At 65.4% G+C, this 15,124-nt stretch carries 16 protein-coding genes; 15 read left to right on the top strand and 1 reads right to left on the bottom strand.

The annotated features are described in order from the left end of the window. The first annotated feature begins 62 nt into the window (after nt 1-62). The 15 genes from rplS to KFE19_16265 all read left to right on the top strand — a co-directional run bounded on the left by rplS (nt 63) and on the right by KFE19_16265 (nt 13,441). On the top strand, nt 63-404 hold the full coding sequence (gene rplS, locus KFE19_16195; protein ID QUO37866.1) for a 50S ribosomal protein L19: 342 nt from the start codon (nt 63-65) through the stop codon (nt 402-404). 169 nt (nt 405-573) lie between these two features. Next, nucleotides 574-1,212, top strand: coding sequence for a signal peptidase I (gene lepB, locus KFE19_16200; protein QUO37867.1), 639 nt, complete (start codon nt 574-576; stop codon nt 1,210-1,212). Further along, nucleotides 1,209-2,084, top strand: a complete 876-nt coding sequence (gene ylqF / locus KFE19_16205; GenBank protein ID QUO37868.1) for a ribosome biogenesis GTPase YlqF — start codon at nt 1,209-1,211, stop codon at nt 2,082-2,084. Before lepB ends, ylqF begins: the two co-directional genes overlap by 4 nt. Nucleotides 2,085-2,106: 22 nt before the next feature. Continuing rightward, entirely contained in the window at nt 2,107-2,433 is a 327-nt protein-coding gene (locus KFE19_16210; protein QUO37869.1) for a DUF3784 domain-containing protein, read from the top strand. 2 nt (nt 2,434-2,435) lie between these two features. Next, on the top strand, nt 2,436-2,918 hold the full coding sequence (locus KFE19_16215; protein QUO37870.1) for a hypothetical protein: 483 nt from the start codon (nt 2,436-2,438) through the stop codon (nt 2,916-2,918). 45 nt (nt 2,919-2,963) lie between these two features. After that, nucleotides 2,964-3,416, top strand: coding sequence for a hypothetical protein (locus tag KFE19_16220; protein QUO37871.1), 453 nt, complete (start codon nt 2,964-2,966; stop codon nt 3,414-3,416). Nucleotides 3,417-3,418: 2 nt separating this feature from the next. Then, a complete protein-coding gene (locus KFE19_16225) occupies nt 3,419-4,042 on the top strand; it encodes a ribonuclease HII (GenBank protein QUO39663.1) in 624 nt (207 codons plus the stop codon). After that, nucleotides 4,039-4,401, top strand: a complete 363-nt coding sequence (locus KFE19_16230) for a YraN family protein (protein ID QUO37872.1) — start codon at nt 4,039-4,041, stop codon at nt 4,399-4,401. Before KFE19_16225 ends, KFE19_16230 begins: the two co-directional genes overlap by 4 nt. A gap of 44 nt (nt 4,402-4,445) precedes the next feature. After that, nucleotides 4,446-5,933 carry a threonine synthase gene (locus KFE19_16235; GenBank protein ID QUO37873.1) on the top strand — a complete coding sequence of 496 codons (1,488 nt, stop codon included), beginning with the start codon at nt 4,446-4,448 and terminating at the stop codon, nt 5,931-5,933. A gap of 28 nt (nt 5,934-5,961) precedes the next feature. Further along, entirely contained in the window at nt 5,962-6,648 is a 687-nt protein-coding gene (locus KFE19_16240) for a metallophosphoesterase (protein QUO37874.1), read from the top strand. 90 nt (nt 6,649-6,738) lie between these two features. Further along, the gene (gene tig, locus KFE19_16245) at nt 6,739-8,217 is read left to right on the top strand and encodes a trigger factor (GenBank protein ID QUO37875.1); all 1,479 of its coding nucleotides are present in this window, start codon (nt 6,739-6,741) and stop codon (nt 8,215-8,217) included. Nucleotides 8,218-8,408: 191 nt separating this feature from the next. Next, a complete protein-coding gene (locus KFE19_16250; GenBank protein ID QUO37876.1) occupies nt 8,409-8,993 on the top strand; it encodes an ATP-dependent Clp protease proteolytic subunit in 585 nt (194 codons plus the stop codon). 28 nt (nt 8,994-9,021) lie between these two features. Continuing rightward, entirely contained in the window at nt 9,022-10,344 is a 1,323-nt protein-coding gene (gene clpX / locus KFE19_16255) for an ATP-dependent Clp protease ATP-binding subunit ClpX (GenBank protein QUO37877.1), read from the top strand. A gap of 63 nt (nt 10,345-10,407) precedes the next feature. Continuing rightward, nucleotides 10,408-12,828 carry an endopeptidase La gene (gene lon, locus KFE19_16260; GenBank protein ID QUO37878.1) on the top strand — a complete coding sequence of 807 codons (2,421 nt, stop codon included), beginning with the start codon at nt 10,408-10,410 and terminating at the stop codon, nt 12,826-12,828. Between the two features lie 16 nt (nt 12,829-12,844). Next, nucleotides 12,845-13,441 carry a YihA family ribosome biogenesis GTP-binding protein gene (locus KFE19_16265; protein ID QUO37879.1) on the top strand — a complete coding sequence of 199 codons (597 nt, stop codon included), beginning with the start codon at nt 12,845-12,847 and terminating at the stop codon, nt 13,439-13,441. Nucleotides 13,442-13,493: 52 nt separating this feature from the next. Here KFE19_16265 and KFE19_16270 read toward each other — a convergent pair whose 3' ends face one another. Continuing rightward, complete coding sequence (locus tag KFE19_16270) at nt 13,494-15,050, bottom strand: helix-turn-helix transcriptional regulator (GenBank protein ID QUO37880.1); 1,557 nt, start codon at nt 15,048-15,050, stop codon at nt 13,494-13,496. Nucleotides 15,051-15,124 lie beyond the last annotated feature (74 nt).

Here is a 15,124-nt window from a genome sequence, read left to right on the forward strand (position 1 = left end):
GATATGCGCCCATGTGCCGGAGAAAAGCGGCATGAACACCTATATTTTTAGGAGGAACATCCATGGATCTCATCAAGGAACTGAACAAAGAGACTCTGGCAAACGAAGTGCCCCAGGTCAAGATCGGCGACACCGTCCGCGTGCACGTGAAGGTCAAGGAAGGCTCCCGCGAGCGTATCCAGATCTTCGAGGGCACCGTCATCGCCAAGAAGCACGGCGGCATCGAGGAGACCATCACCGTCCGCCGCATCTCTTACGGCGTGGGCGTGGAGAAGGTCTTCCCCATCCACTCTCCCTCCATCGCCACCATCGAGGTGGTCCGCAACGGCGCTGTCCGGCGCGCGAAGCTGTACTACCTGCGCGGCCGCGTTGGCAAGGGCGCCAAGGTCAAGGAGAAGCTCTAAGAGAGACAAAGAGAGAGGCGAAAGCCTCTCTTTTTTGTTGTCCGGGAGAAATCGCGCCGTCCCGCGGGATTTGGCTTGTGATTTGAGCGGTTCTTTGCTATACTATATAAGATTATTCTGGATCACCATGGGCTTCGGCCCGGGGGATCGTTGACCGAGGAGAGACGACATGAGCGAAAACGAGCAGGACAAGCGCCTGGAGGAGACCGCCGGGGAGGAACCGGCCAGGGAGGAAAAGAGCGGCCGGGAGGCCTATGAGTGGGTCCAGGCCCTGGTGTGCTCCGTGCTGGCGGTGGTGGTGCTGTTCACCTTCGTCATCCGGCTGATCGGCGTGGACGGCCACTCCATGGTGCCCACCCTCCAGGACGGGGACCGGCTGCTGGTGACCACGTCGCTGCTCAGCGGCGAGTACCGCTACGGAGACATCGTCATCATCCAGAAGGGCACCTTTGCCGACGGCGACCCCATCGTCAAGCGGGTCATCGCCACGGAGGGCCAGACCGTGGACATCGACTTTGCAAACGGCATCGTCTATGTGGACGGCGAGGCTCTGGACGAGCCCTACATCAACGAGCCCACCTACACCGACGAGGGCACGGAGTTCCCCCTGACGGTGCCGGAGGGGTCCATCTTCGTCATGGGCGACAACCGTAACCGCAGCGACGACAGCCGCAACGCGGAGCTGGGCACTGTGGATACCCGGTATGTCATCGGCCGGGCGGTGTTTTTGCTGTTCCCCGGCGCCGACGAGGCGACGGGGAAGCGGAACTTCGGCCGCATCGGCCTGATCGGCGGGGTGGAAGCATGAACATTCAGTGGTATCCCGGTCACATGACCAAGACCCGGCGGATGATCGCCGAGCAGCTGAAGAACGTGGACGCGGTGTGCGAGATCCTGGACGCCCGGATCCCCATTTCCAGCCGGAACCCGGACGTGGATGAGCTGACGGCGGGCAAGCCCCGGCTGGTGGTCCTCAACCGGGTGGACCAGGCGGACCGGTCCTCCACGGACCGCTGGGCCGCCTACTTCCGGAACAGGGGCTACGCGGTGATGGAGTCCGACGCCAGGAGCGGCCAGGGCACCGCCCGGTTCGCCGGGGCGGTCCGGGAGCTGCTGGCGGAGAAGATCCGGGCCTACGAGGAAAAGGGCCAGAACCGGGTGCTGCGGGTGATGATCCTGGGCATCCCCAACGTGGGCAAGTCCACCTTTATCAATCGTGTCGCCGGCCGCAAGACCGCCAAGACCGAGGACCGGCCCGGCGTCACCCGCTCCAAGCAGTGGGTGCCCATCGACCGGAACCTGGAGCTGCTGGACACGCCGGGCATCCTCTGGCCCAAGTTCGAGGACCAGAGCGTAGGGCTGAACCTGGCCTACACCGGCGCTGTCAAGGACGATATCTTAGACACGGAGACCCTGGGCTGCCACCTGATGGCCTACCTGGGGACCCGCTATCCGGAGCCCCTGGCCGCCGCCTACAAGCTGCCCGCCCTTCCCGCGCGGGAGGATGGGGAGAACGACATCGCCTGGGGCTACCGGCTGCTGGAGGCCGCCGGGCGCAAGCGGGGCTTTTTGATCTCCGGCGGGGAAGTGGACACGGAGCGGATGGCCAGGATCCTGCTGGACGAGTTCCGGGGCGGCAAGCTGGGACGCTTTACCCTGGAGCTGCCGGAGGACCTGTAAGAGCACAGGAGGTGAACGGACCGTGTGGATCGCCAACGCCGCCATGGCGGCCGTGTTCGTGCTGCTGGGCGTGCTCTTTTCCCGGGGAAAGGGCGCCTTTCTGATCGCCGGGTACAACACCGCCTCTGCGGCGGAGAGGGCCCGGTACGATGAAAAGGCCCTGTGCCGCTTCATGGGCAAGCTGATGTTTTTGCTGGCCGCCTGTCAGGCGGTCATGGGTCTGGGCGCGGCCTGGGCCGGGATGTGGCTTTACTGGCTTGGCATCGGACTGTTCCTGGCGTCGGCCCTGGGCGGCGCGATCTACGCCAACACCGGCGGCCGGTTTTTGAAGCGGACGAAGGGGGAGTGACCATGGAGCGCACAGGCAGTGCGGACTGGTCCGAACGGTCCGCGAAGCTGGCCTTCTGGATGCTGGGCATCCATACTCTGACCCTCTGGGCGTGCCTGAGCTGGGAGGAAGAGCGGGCGTGGCTGCGGCTTGCCCTGCTGGCGGCCTATGCCCTTTGCCTGTGGCAGCTGGACCGGGCCCTCTGGCGTCTCTGCAGCCGCCGGGCCGCCCGCTCCCTGAGCGGCTACTGGCTGGCGGCCACGCTGTGCGCCGGCGCCTGGATGATCTGGGGCGAGCAGTGGCTGGGCGGCTGCGGCGACATTCTGCTGGTGCTGCTCAGCGCCGCCATCCTGCCGTACGGGCAGATCTTCTCCAGGTACTACGGAGGCTGGCCCTGGGAAAACAGCGGCCTGACCGCCGCCGTGGGGGCCGCCGCGGTGCTGTTTTGGTGCCTTGCGCACCTGCTGTGGTATGTCCGGCTCAGCCGCCGGGGAAGCGCGCCGTGAGCGCGGCGGGCGGGAACACTTTACACCAATACTGCCGGAGGGGTTATGAGCGCTGTCTGCCTTCTGAAGAATTTTGACGGGACCATGCCGCGCCTGGAAGTGCTGCCGGACGGCGAACGGACCCGGGTGCTGCTGCACACGCGGTACTGGGACCGGGAGGACCGGCTGGTTTCCGCGGACGTGGAATTTTCCGATGTGGCGGCGGTGCGGTTTTCCGTGAACTATCTGGGCAGTTCCGCCGGCTCGGAGCTCTTCGGCCTGTATGAGCTGGCCGGTGAGGAGGAAAAGCTGCGGCTGCTGAAGGAGAACTTTGACGGACGGCGCCGGGATTTCCTCCTGACCGGCTATGACTGGCAGGCGGAGGACCCCGCGGATCTGCCCAACTGTATGGACCCTCTGGAGCGATTCGACCCGGCGGACTACCATCTGTACCAGCAGCAGACGGAGGGCGGGGTCTATCAGATCCTGGCCCGGACGTGGAGACTGAAGGAGCGTTGAGCGTGGAGCTGTGGACCTATGAGCGTGAACAGTGGGCCGCGGGGTATGAGACCGTCTGCGGCGTGGACGAGGCGGGGGCCGGGCCCCTGGCGGGGCCGGTGTACGCCGCCGCCGTCATCCTGCCCCGGGAAGTCGAGATCCCCGGCCTGAACGACTCCAAAAAACTGACGGAGAAGAAGCGGGAGGCCCTGTACGGCCTCATCACCGCCCAGGCGGTGGCGTACAGTGTGGCCCGGGTCGAGGCGGAGGAGATCGACGAAATGGACATCCTCAACGCCCGGATGCTGGCCATGAACCGGGCCATCGCGGGCCTTTCCCAGACGCCGGACCTGTGCCTGATCGACGGCAACCGGGACCACGGCAGTTCCGTGGCTATTACCGCGCCCCACCGGTGCATCGTGGGCGGCGACGGGAAGAGCGCCTCCATCGCGGCGGCCTCCATCCTGGCCAAGGTCAGCCGGGACCGCTATGTGTCCACGGAGCTGGAGGCCCAGTACCCCCAGTATCAGTTTGCAAAGCACAAGGGCTACGGCACGAAGCTGCACTACGCCATGCTGGACCAGTACGGCCCGTGTCCCGCCCACCGGCGGACGTTCCTCAAAAAGTGGGAGGCGCGGAAGCCATGACCGGCCGAAAGGACCTGGGGAACCGGGGCGAGGCCGAGGTGGCCCGCTATCTGCGCAAACGGGGCTGCACGCTGCTGGCCAGCCAGTGGCGCTGCCGGTACGGGGAGCTGGACCTGGTGGCCCGGGACCGCAGCGGCACCGTCTGCTTCGTGGAGGTAAAGCTCCGCCAAACGGGGGGAATGTCTCTGCCCCGGGAGGCGGTGGACCTCCGGAAGCAGCAGCGCCTGCGCAGCGCCGCGGCGCTGTACCTGAGCCAGCACGAGATCGACGCCCCCGCCCGCTTCGACGTGGCGGAGGTCTACACCGACGAAAACCACCGGATCACCGGCGTGACGTATCTTGCGGACGCGTTCCGGTGACCGGCGGAGGAGATAGAAAAATCAATCGTGGAGGTTTTGCCATTATGAAGTATCTGAGCACACGGGACCGCTCCGTCCGCCTGGACGCGGCGGAGGCCATCGAGATGGGTCTGAGCCGGGACGGCGGACTGCTGACCCCCTGCGAGATCCCCCAGATCGACGAGGCCTTTTTGAACAGCCTGGTCCACGTCCGCTATCAGGAGCGGGCCGCCAAGGTCATGGCGCTGTACCTGACCGACTACACCGAGGCGGAGCTGCTGACCTTTGCTGAGAACGCCTACGGCCGGTCGAAGTTCGACACCGGCGCCGTGGCCCCCGTCCGCACCCTGGACGAGACCACCCACTGCCTGGAGCTGTGGCACGGCCCCACCAGCGCCTTCAAGGACATGGCGCTCCAGATGCTGCCCCAGCTGCTCTCCGCCGCCCTGCGCAAGACCGGGGAGAACAAGACCGTCTGCATCCTGGTGGCCACCTCCGGCGACACCGGCAAGGCCGCCATGGAGGGCTTCGCCGACGTGCCCCAGACCAAGATCATGGTGTTCTATCCCAAGGACGGCGTGTCCCGTGTCCAGGAGACCCAGATGGTGACCCAGGACGGCGAGAACGTAGGCGTGTGCGCCGTGGTGGGCAACTTTGACGACGCCCAGGCCGGCGTGAAGCGCATTTTCTCCGACGCCGCCATCCGGGAGACCCTGGCGCAGCGGGGCTATTTCCTCTCCTCCGCCAACTCCATCAACTGGGGCCGCATCCTGCCCCAGGTGGTCTACTATATCTCCGCCTACTGCGACCTGGTCCGGGACCGCCGGATCGTCATGGGGGACAAGGTGAACTTCTGCGTTCCCACCGGCAACTTCGGCGACATCCTGGCCGCCTACTACGCAAAGCGTATGGGCCTGCCCGTGGGCAAGCTGATCTGCGCCTCCAACTGCAACGACGTGCTGACCGACTTCCTGCGCACCGGCGTCTACGACCGCAACCGCCCCTTCCACACCACCATGAGCCCCTCCATGGACATCCTGATCTCCTCGAACCTGGAGCGGCTGCTGTTCGACCTGGCCGGGGAGAACGACTCCGAGGTCCGCCGCTACATGGACGCTCTGGCGGCCACCGGCCGTTATGAGGTGTCCGATGCCATCAAGAAGGCCCTGGCGGAGCAGTACTGGGGCGGCTTCTGCGACGAGGCCGGCACCACCGCCGCCATCGCGAAATACTACAAGGACTACGGCTATCTGATCGACACCCACACCGCCGTGGCCGCCAGCGTCATGGAGCAGTACCGCGCCGCAAGCGGCGACAAGACCCCCACGGTCTTTGTCTCCACGGCGTCCCCCTACAAGTTCTGCGACAGCGTCCTCACCGCCATCGGCCAGACCCCCGCGGGCGACGGCGTGGAACTGCTGGACCAGCTGCACGATGTCACCGGCACCGCCGTACCCCGGCGGCTGGCGGCCCTCAAGGGCAAGGCCCGCCGCTTCGACCTGACCTGTGAGAAGCCCGGCATGGACGGCGTGGTGCTGGACTTCCTGAAATAAGAGATCCGCACGGAAGGGAGGGGCGCGTATGGCCCTCTATGCCATCGGGGACCTGCACCTGTCCCTGACGGCCGACAAGTCCATGGAGGTGTTCGGCCCCGCCTGGGAGAACTATGTCAGCCGCATCGAGGCGTCCCTGGGACAGCTCACCGCCGAGGACGTGCTGGTCCTGGCGGGGGACACCTCCTGGGGCATCGACCTTCCCCAGGCGGAGGCGGACTTCCGCTTCCTGGACCAGTTCCCCTGCAAGAAGTACCTCATCAAGGGCAACCACGACTACTGGTGGTCCACGGTGTCCAAGATGAAGAACTTTTTCAACGAGAAGGGCATCACCACGCTGGACTTTCTCCACAACAACTGCGCCCTCTATGGAGACTACGCCCTCTGCGGCACCCGGGGGTGGTTCCTGGAGGAGGACCAGAAGCCTCACAACGCCAAGGTCTTGAACCGGGAGGTGGGACGGCTGGAGGCCTCCCTCCGGGCGGCGGAGGGGCGGCCCATCTTCTGCTTCCTCCACTATCCGCCCCTGTACCAGGGCTATCAGTGCCCGGAGATCCTGGAGGCGCTGGAGCGGTACCCGGTGGAGCTGTGCTGCTACGGCCACCTCCACGGGCCCACCATCAAGCGAAGGATGGAGGGGCGGCGGGGGCAGACGGAGTTCTCCCTGATCTCCGCGGACCATCTGGGATTTGTTCCTAAAAAAATTTGTGAATAATGTAAAAAAGTATGGCTTTTTCGGCCTAACTATGATAAAATACCATTTCGCACCGGCGCCCGACCGGTGATGAACGGAGGAGTAAACGACATGAGTGTGAAAAGCTGCGAAAAAGTAGAGAAAAGCCAGGTCGTGCTGACCATCGAGGTGGGCGCGGCAGAGTTTGAGGCCGCCGTTGAGAAGGCGTATCAGAAGATGCGCCGCAAGATCAATGTGCCCGGCTTCCGCCCCGGCAAGGCCCCCCGGAAGATCATCGAGGGAATGTACGGCGCCGAGGTGTTTTATGAGGAAGCGATCAACGCCGCCTTCCCCGAGGCCTATGAGGCCGCGGTGAAGGAGCAGGAGCTGCAGGTCGTGGGCTATCCCACCGTGGAGCTGGTGGGCGAGTGCACCAAGGAGGGCTTCACCTTCAAGGCCACCGCGCCCGTCTATCCCGAGGTGACCCTGGGCCAGTACAAGGGCCTGTCCGCCCCCAAGGATGAGGTGAAGGTCACCGCCGCCGACGTGGACGAGCGGGTGAAGATCCTCCAGGACCGCAACACCCGTCTGGTGTCCGTGGACCGGGAGGCCAAGGAGGGCGACACCGCCGTCATCGACTTCGAGGGGTTCCTGGACGGCAAGCCCTTTGACGGCGGCAAGGGCACCAACCACAGCCTGGAGCTGGGCTCCCACAGCTTCGTGCCCGGCTTTGAGGAGCAGGTGGTCGGCATGAAGGCCGACGAGGAGAAGGACATCGACATCACCTTCCCCGAGGACTACACCCCCGAGCTGGCCGGCAAGGCCGTGGTGTTCAAGGTGAAGGTCCACGAGGTCAAGGAGAAGGAGGTCCCCGCCCTGGACGACGAGTTCGCCAAGGACGTCAGCGAGTTCGACACCCTCAAGGACCTGAAGGCCGATCTGAAGAAGAAGATCACCGAGGAGCGCCAGAAGGACGCCGACCGCGCCTTTGAGGACGCCCTGATGGAGCAGGTGGCGGCCAACATTACCGCCGACGTGCCCGACGCCATGGTGGAGGGCCAGGCCCGTCAGTTCCTGGAGAACTTCAAGATGCAGATTGCCCAGCAGGGCATCCCCTATGACCAGTACATGAAGATGACCGGCATGGATGAGCAGAAGCTGCTGGAGGACGCCAAGGAGCCCGCCCTGCGGCAGGTGCGCCTGGATCTGGCCCTGGCCGCCATCATCAAGGCCGAGAACATCGAGGTCTCCGACGAGGAAGTGGAGGCCGAGTTCAAGAAGATGGCCGACCAGTACGGCATGGATCTGGAGATGGTGAAGAAGTACCTCCAGGCCGACCAGGTCAAGGACCAGGTCACCACCCAGAAGGCCGTTGCCGTGGTGGTGGACAGCGCCGTGGCCACCAAGCCGGAGAAGAAGGACGAGGAGAAGAAGCCCGCCCGGAAGTCCAGCAAGAAGGCCGAGGAGGCCGAGGGCGAGGAGAAGAAGCCCGCCCGCAAGAGCGCGAAGAAGGCCGAGGAGACCGAGGGCGAGGAGAAGAAGCCCGCCCGCAAGTCCACCAAGAAGGCCGCTGAGAAAAAAGAGGACGAGGAGAGCGCTGAATCCAAGTGATTCCGGGTATCCTGTCCAATGGTCCGGGGGCGTTCCCGCGAATTTGACAGATTCCCGCACGGCCTTTGTAGTAGGATAGGGGCACGTGCGTTGGCAGGGGCGCCGGCGGCCCGAAAGGGGCGGGGGCGCTTTTGCCATATTCCTGTCCGAGCGCGCCCGGTACACGGCGCAGATTCAAGGAGGTTATACCAATGAGCTTAGTACCCTATGTGGTGGAGCAGACCAACCGCGGCGAGCGGTCCTACGACATCTTCTCCCGCCTGCTGAACGACCGCATCATCTTCCTGGGGGAGGAGGTCAACGCCACCACCGCCAGCCTGGTGGTGGCCCAGATGCTGTATCTGGAGGCCCAGGACCCCGACAAGGACATCCAGTTCTATATCAACAGCCCCGGCGGCTCCGTCACTGACGGCATGGCCATCTACGACACCATGCAGTATGTCAAGTGCGACGTGTCCACCATCTGCATCGGCATGGCCGCCAGCATGGGCGCGTTCCTGCTCTCCTCCGGCGCCAAGGGCAAGCGCTTCGCCCTGCCCAACGCGGAGATCATGATCCACCAGCCCTCCGCCGGCACCCAGGGCAAGGTGACGGACATGGAGATCGACGTGGAGCACTTCCTGCGGATCAAGAAGAATTTGAATGAGATCCTGGCGCAGAATACCGGTAAGACCGCCGAGCAGATCAAGGAGGTCTCTGAGCGGGACAACTGGATGACCGCCCAGGAGGCGCTGGACTTCGGTCTGGTGGACAAGATCATCCGCAACAAAAAATAAGCGCAAATCCTGAAAACGAGGTAATACCATGAACGACGACGGCAAAAAGACCCTGCGGTGCTCCTTCTGCGGCAAGCATGAGAGCCAGGTCCACCGGATGATCCAGGGGCCCGGCGTGCGCATCTGCGACGAGTGCGTGCAGCTTTGCATGAGCATCCTCAACGACGGGTTCGAGGACAGCGGCAGCGGCGCGCTGGAGGATATCCCCGATCAGCTCCCCACGCCCCGGGAGATCAAGGACGTGCTGGACCAGTACGTCATCGGCCAGGACGAGGCCAAGGTGGCCTTGTCCGTGGCGGTCTACAACCACTATAAGCGCATTTTCTTCGGCGGCGACGAGGACGTGGAGCTCCAGAAGAGCAACATTCTCATGCTGGGCCCCACCGGCTCCGGCAAGACCCTGTTTGCCCAGACCCTGGCCCGGATCCTGAAGGTCCCCTTTGCCATCGCCGACGCCACCACCCTCACCGAGGCCGGCTACGTGGGCGACGACGTGGAGAACATCCTGCTGCGCCTTTTGCAGGCGGCGGACTTCGACGTGGAGCGGGCCGAGCACGGCATCATCTACGTGGATGAGATCGACAAGATCGCCCGCAAGAGCGAGAACACCTCCATCACCCGGGACGTGTCCGGCGAGGGCGTGCAGCAGGCGCTTTTGAAGATCGTGGAGGGGACCGTGGCCAACGTGCCGCCCCAGGGCGGCCGCAAGCACCCCCACCAGGAGTTCATCCAGGTCAACACCAAGAACATCCTCTTCATCTGCGGCGGCGCTTTTGACGGTCTGGAGAAGATCATCGAAAAGCGCCTGGACCAGAAGTCCATCGGCTTCGGCGCCAACGTCCAGGGGAAGAAGGACAAGGACATCAGCAAGATTCTCCACGAGGTCCAGCCCCACGACATCCTGAAGTTCGGCCTGATCCCGGAGCTGGTGGGCCGCCTGCCGGTGATCGCGCCCCTCAACGCCCTGCGGCGGGAGGATCTGGTGCGGATCCTGATGGAGCCCAAGAACGCCCTGGTCAAGCAGTACAAGAAGCTGATGGAGTACGACGACGTGGAGCTGGAGTTCGAGCCGGAGGCCCTGGAGGCCATCGCCGACCAGGCCATCGCCCGGAACATCGGCGCCCGGGGCCTGCGGGCCGTCATGGAGGGGATGCTGACCCAGATCATGTACGACGTGCCCTCCGACCCCACCATCGCCAAGGTGGTCATCACCCGGGACTGCGTGGAGGGGAAGGGGCAGCCCGTCCTGACCCACGACCCCCGGAAGATCAACTACTCCGTGAAACTGAACACCGGCAAGGGAGAGGGCAAACCGGTCTCCGGTTCCTCGTCCCCCGCGTCGGCTTCTTAAAGCGCAGAGGGAAGGGACGCGGTGCCCTTCCCCCTGTCTTTTTTCCAAGAAAGGAAACCGCCCATGGAACTGAGCAACTGGAACATCCCCGTCCTGGCCCTCCGGGGCCTGACGGTTTTCCCCCATATGAACCTGACCTTCGATGTGGAGCGGCCCATCTCCATCGCCGCCCTGGAGCGGGCCATGGAGACGGACCAGGACATCTTCCTGGTGACCCAGCGGGAGATCGGCACGGCCGAGCCCGGCGAGGCCGACCTCTATGAGATCGGCACCGTGTCCCACATCTCCCACCTGCTGCGGATGGGCAGCACCGTCCGCTGCGTGGTGGAGGGCAGCCAGCGGGCCCGGCTGAAGCGGCTGTGGCAGACCACACCCTACCTCCAGGCCAACGTGGAGGCCATCCCCGAGGAGACGTACTCCGAGGCCTTCCAGCGCAGCCCCCGGACCGAGGCCCTGCTGCGCCAGACGTACACCCTCTTCGGGGAGTACGCCCAGATGGCCGGCGGCGTGGCCGACGAGGTCCTCTCCACCGTCATGGACAGCCGGGACCCCGGCTTCCTGGCGGACTACATCGCCCAGAACATCAGCCTGCGGTACACCGACAAGCAGGAGATCCTGGAGGAGTTCTCCCCCTACATCCGCCTGCGCAAGCTTAACGGCTTCCTGGCCCGGGAGAACAACGTCCTGGGCTTCGAGCACGAGATGGAGAGCAAGGTCCGGGACCAGCTGGTCCGCTCCCAGCGGGAGCAGATCCTGCGCACCCAGATCCGGGTCCTCCAGAACGAGCTGGGAGAGAGCGAGGAGACCGAGACCGATGAGCTGACCGCCTACCGGGAGAAGATCACTGCCCTCAAGCTGGACGAGGAGACGGAGAAGCACCTTTTGAAGGAGGTCACGAAGCTCTCCAAGCAGCCCTTCGGCAGCGCCGAGGGGGCCGTCATCCGCAACTACCTGGACGTGTGCCTGGAGATGCCCTGGAACGTGGAGACCCGCGAGCGCCTCAGCGTGGAGGCCGCCCGGAAGGTGCTGGAGAAGGACCACTTCGGCCTGGAAAAGGTGAAGGAGCGGATTTTGGAGACCATCGCCGTCCGGCAGATGAACCCCGACGCCAAGGGGCAGATCCTCTGCCTGGTGGGCCCGCCGGGCGTGGGCAAGACCTCCATCGCCATCTCCGTGGCCAAGGCCCTCAACCGCAAGCTGGCCCGCCTCTCCCTGGGCGGCGTCCGGGACGAGGCCGACATCCGGGGCCACCGCAAGACCTACATAGGCGCCATGCCCGGCCGCATCATCGAGGCCATCAGCCGCGCCGGGTCCATGAACCCGCTGCTGCTGCTGGATGAGATCGACAAGCTGGGCAGCGACTACCGGGGCGACCCGGCGGCGGCGCTGCTGGAGGTGCTGGACGGCGAGCAGAACTACGCCTTCCGGGACCACTTCCTGGAGATTCCCGTGGACCTGACGAAGGTCCTGTTCATCACCACCGCCAACACCACCGACACCATCCCCCGGCCCCTGCTGGACCGGATGGAGGTCATCCGCCTGAGCAGCTACACCGACGAGGAAAAGCTCCAGATCGCCAAGCGCCACCTGCTGCCCAAGCAGCTGGCCGCCCATGGATTGAAGAAGGGCGCGGTGCGCATGGGCGACGACGTGATCCGCGCCATCATCCGGGACTACACCCGGGAGTCCGGCGTCCGCCTGCTGGAGCGGCGGCTGGCGGCGGTGTGCCGCAAGGCCGATATGCGCCTGCTGACAGGCGATGTAAAGCGGATCGCCGTTACGGAAAACGACCTTCCCAAGCTGCTGGACTGCCAGCCCTATCCCCCGGCCCTCCACACGGACCGGGAGGAGGTGGGCGTGGTCAACGGCCTGGCCTGGACCGAAGCCGGCGGCGAGATTCTGGAGGTGGAGGTCAACGTCATGGAGGGCTCCGGCAAGCTGGAGCTCACCGGCAACCTGGGCGACGTGATGAAGGAGTCCGCCCAGGCGGCCCTCAGCTGCCTCCGCAGCCGCGCCGCGGCGCTGAACCTGCCCGCCGACTTCCACAAGACCCTGGACATCCACGTCCACTTCCCGGAGGGCGCGGTGCCCAAGGACGGCCCCTCCGCCGGCATCGCCGTGACCACGGCCATGCTCTCCGCCCTGACCGGGCGGAAGATCCGGGCGGGCGTCGCCATGACCGGCGAGGTGACCCTCCGGGGCCGGGTGCTGGCCATCGGCGGACTGAAGGAAAAGACCATGGCCGCCCTGCGCAACGGCATCGGCACGGTCCTGATCCCCAAGGACAACGTCCGGGATCTGGAGGAGATCGACCCCACGGTCCGTGCCGCGCTGCACTTCGTGCCGGTGGAGACGGTGGACCAGGTGTTCGCCGCCGCGCTGTGCCCGGAGGTCTCCGCCCCGGTCCACGAGGAGCGGCCGGTGGCCGCCTTCGCGCCCCTGCCCGGCCGGGAAACCGGGGGAGACGCCGCTCTGCGGCAGTAAAGGAGAACACCTGTACATGGCTTTGAATTTCAACAAAGTGGAGTTCGTCCGCTCCGCCTCCCACCGGGACCACTTCCTGCGGGACGGCCTGCCCCAGTTCGCCTTTGCGGGCCGGTCCAACGTGGGCAAGTCCTCGGTCATCAACCGGCTGGTGGGCCGGAAGAACCTGGCCTACGTGGGCGCGTCCCCGGGCAAGACCACCCAGATCAACTACTTCCTGGTGGACAGCCGGGCCTATCTGGTGGACCTGCCGGGGTACGGCTACGCCAAGGTCAGCCAGGCGGAGAAGGAGCGGTGGGGCCGCCTCATGGAGAGCTATTTCCAGGAGGAGACCGGCCGCATCACCGCCGGGGTGCTGATCGTGGACATCCGCCACAAGCCCACGGCCAACGACGTGACCATGCACGACTGGTTCCGCCAGTCCGGCTGCCCGGAGATCATTGTGGCCAACAAGCTGGACAAGCTGAAAAAGAGCCAGATCGAACCGGCCCTGGCCCTGATCCGGGAGACCCTGGAGCTGACGGAGGCCGACGCCCTGGTGCCCTTCTCCGCGGAGAAGGGGGAGGGGAAGGACACCCTGATCCGGCTGCTGACGGCGGCCGGCGAGCAATAAGACAGCGCGGGGGAACGGCAATGCCGTTCCCCCGCGCCGTCTGTCCGGCCGGTCAGCCCAGTTCCGCCGGAGAAGCGGGGAGATCCCCGCGCGATTCCAGGGGCGTGGTCAGGTACAGCCGCAGCAGCTCCGCCCAGCCCCGCTCCGCGTCGGTGAAAACGCCGCCGGCCAGGGCAGCATCCAGCGTATCCAAAGCGTTTTCCAGATCCGCCGGGTACAGGTCCGCGTCGTAGGCAGTGAGGTGGAGGGCGCTGCTCTTTGCGGCCTCATCCGCGCCCTCTGCGGCCAGGGACTTGGAAAAGGTCACCGGGTCGGAGAAGAGGGCGCGGGAGAGGATGCGGCAGTAGCCCTCCGTATAGGCTCCGTCCAGCCCCTGGGCGGTGCAGCCCATCTGTACCCACAGGATCTCGGCGGAGGAGTAGGGAGCCTGGTCCTCCAGCCAGGTCATGAGGCCGAAGATGGCGTCGTCCGGATTTTCTGCGCTGCCCATCTGCCGCAGTTCGCCCCAGTCCATGTCCGGCAGCAGGCTGAATACGTCCCGCCGGCAGGCGTACCGCTCCTCAGCGGAGAGATTGCTGTCGGTCACCAGCCGGTTCCAGGCGATGTAGACCCTCCGGGTGTCACTGATCTCCTCCCGCTCCGGCTCCTGCCGCGCTGAGAAGTCCGGCTCGCCGTTCACCAGGGGGAAGCGGGTCACGTTGTTGGGGGCGTAGGCCGTATTCCCGGCGTCCAACATATGCTCCAGCTTGATGCCCGCCACCAGCCCGTCCCGTATATAGAGGCACAGGCTCTGTCCGAAGGTCTCCGGCGTCTGGAAGGCGTAATAGTAGTCGTGCTTCACCAGGGTGTAGCCGCCCTGCTCCTTGAGGCAGTAGACCAGCTCGTCGCCGTAGGAGCGCAGGACATCCTCCTTGGTATCGCCCACGCCGATGCCCCGGGGCGTGGTGTACCCCGGCACCATGGTGGCGATCTTCGTGATGAATTCCCGCTCCGGCGTTTCCGGGTCCAGCTCCGGGGCATAGCCGGTGTGGAGGTATTCCAGCCGGACGGCGCCGCAGTCCGCCCGGTGGAGGGTGGAGAGGGAGTCGTCCGTATCCAGGACTTCCTCCGGCTCCGTCAGCACCAGGGAGGTGCCGAAGGGGAAGAAGTCCTCCTGCTCACCCAGGGACAGGTATTCATACCACTCCTGATGTCCCAGCCGGGGGACCTGCCAGGTGAGATAGAACGCCGAGTCCACCGGCTCCGGGATGTCGCTGACCTGCCCCGCCGTGGAGCGGAGGCCCAGGACGATCAGCGTCCCCGTCATGAAGACCAGCAGCACCAGGACCAGCGCCACTCCGATCCACCAGCCCCGCCGCCGGGGCGGGGGAGGAGGCTCCGGCCCTCCGGCGGCCTCTGCCGGAGCGGGCGGCTCCGGCGTGGCGGTCAGCTCCGCCACGCTGACGCCGAATTCCCGGGCCAGGGCCAGCAAATTCTCCATATCCGGCGCGGCGGCGCCGGTCTCCCACTTGCTCACCGCCTGGCGGCTCACGCCCAGCCGGGCCCCCAGCTCCTCCTGGGAGATGCCCAGGGCCTTTCGGTACCCACTGATCCGCTGTCCCAGCGTCATGGACATTCCTCCTTTGCTGGTTCCAGGATAGCAGATTTCCGGGGAAAAGGCCACCACCCGGGTGTCGAATATCG

This window comes from Dysosmobacter sp. Marseille-Q4140 (genome assembly GCA_018228705.1).
GTDB lineage: Bacteria > Bacillota > Clostridia > Oscillospirales > Oscillospiraceae > Oscillibacter.

Excerpts from the sequence above, each read along its gene's own strand:
- rplS (QUO37866.1), top strand. The coding sequence starts at position 63 with ATGGATCTCATCAAGGAACTGAACAAAGAGACTCTGGCAAACGAAGTG.
- lepB (QUO37867.1), top strand. The coding sequence starts at position 574 with ATGAGCGAAAACGAGCAGGACAAGCGCCTGGAGGAGACCGCCGGGGAG.
- ylqF (QUO37868.1), top strand. The coding sequence starts at position 1,209 with ATGAACATTCAGTGGTATCCCGGTCACATGACCAAGACCCGGCGGATG.
- KFE19_16215 (QUO37870.1), top strand. The coding sequence starts at position 2,436 with ATGGAGCGCACAGGCAGTGCGGACTGGTCCGAACGGTCCGCGAAGCTG.
- KFE19_16220 (QUO37871.1), top strand. The coding sequence starts at position 2,964 with ATGAGCGCTGTCTGCCTTCTGAAGAATTTTGACGGGACCATGCCGCGC.
- KFE19_16230 (QUO37872.1), top strand. The coding sequence starts at position 4,039 with ATGACCGGCCGAAAGGACCTGGGGAACCGGGGCGAGGCCGAGGTGGCC.
- KFE19_16235 (QUO37873.1), top strand. The coding sequence starts at position 4,446 with ATGAAGTATCTGAGCACACGGGACCGCTCCGTCCGCCTGGACGCGGCG.
- KFE19_16240 (QUO37874.1), top strand. The coding sequence starts at position 5,962 with ATGGCCCTCTATGCCATCGGGGACCTGCACCTGTCCCTGACGGCCGAC.
- tig (QUO37875.1), top strand. The coding sequence starts at position 6,739 with ATGAGTGTGAAAAGCTGCGAAAAAGTAGAGAAAAGCCAGGTCGTGCTG.
- KFE19_16250 (QUO37876.1), top strand. The coding sequence starts at position 8,409 with ATGAGCTTAGTACCCTATGTGGTGGAGCAGACCAACCGCGGCGAGCGG.
- clpX (QUO37877.1), top strand. The coding sequence starts at position 9,022 with ATGAACGACGACGGCAAAAAGACCCTGCGGTGCTCCTTCTGCGGCAAG.
- lon (QUO37878.1), top strand. The coding sequence starts at position 10,408 with ATGGAACTGAGCAACTGGAACATCCCCGTCCTGGCCCTCCGGGGCCTG.
- KFE19_16265 (QUO37879.1), top strand. The coding sequence starts at position 12,845 with ATGGCTTTGAATTTCAACAAAGTGGAGTTCGTCCGCTCCGCCTCCCAC.
- KFE19_16270 (QUO37880.1), bottom strand. The coding sequence starts at position 15,050 with ATGACGCTGGGACAGCGGATCAGTGGGTACCGAAAGGCCCTGGGCATC.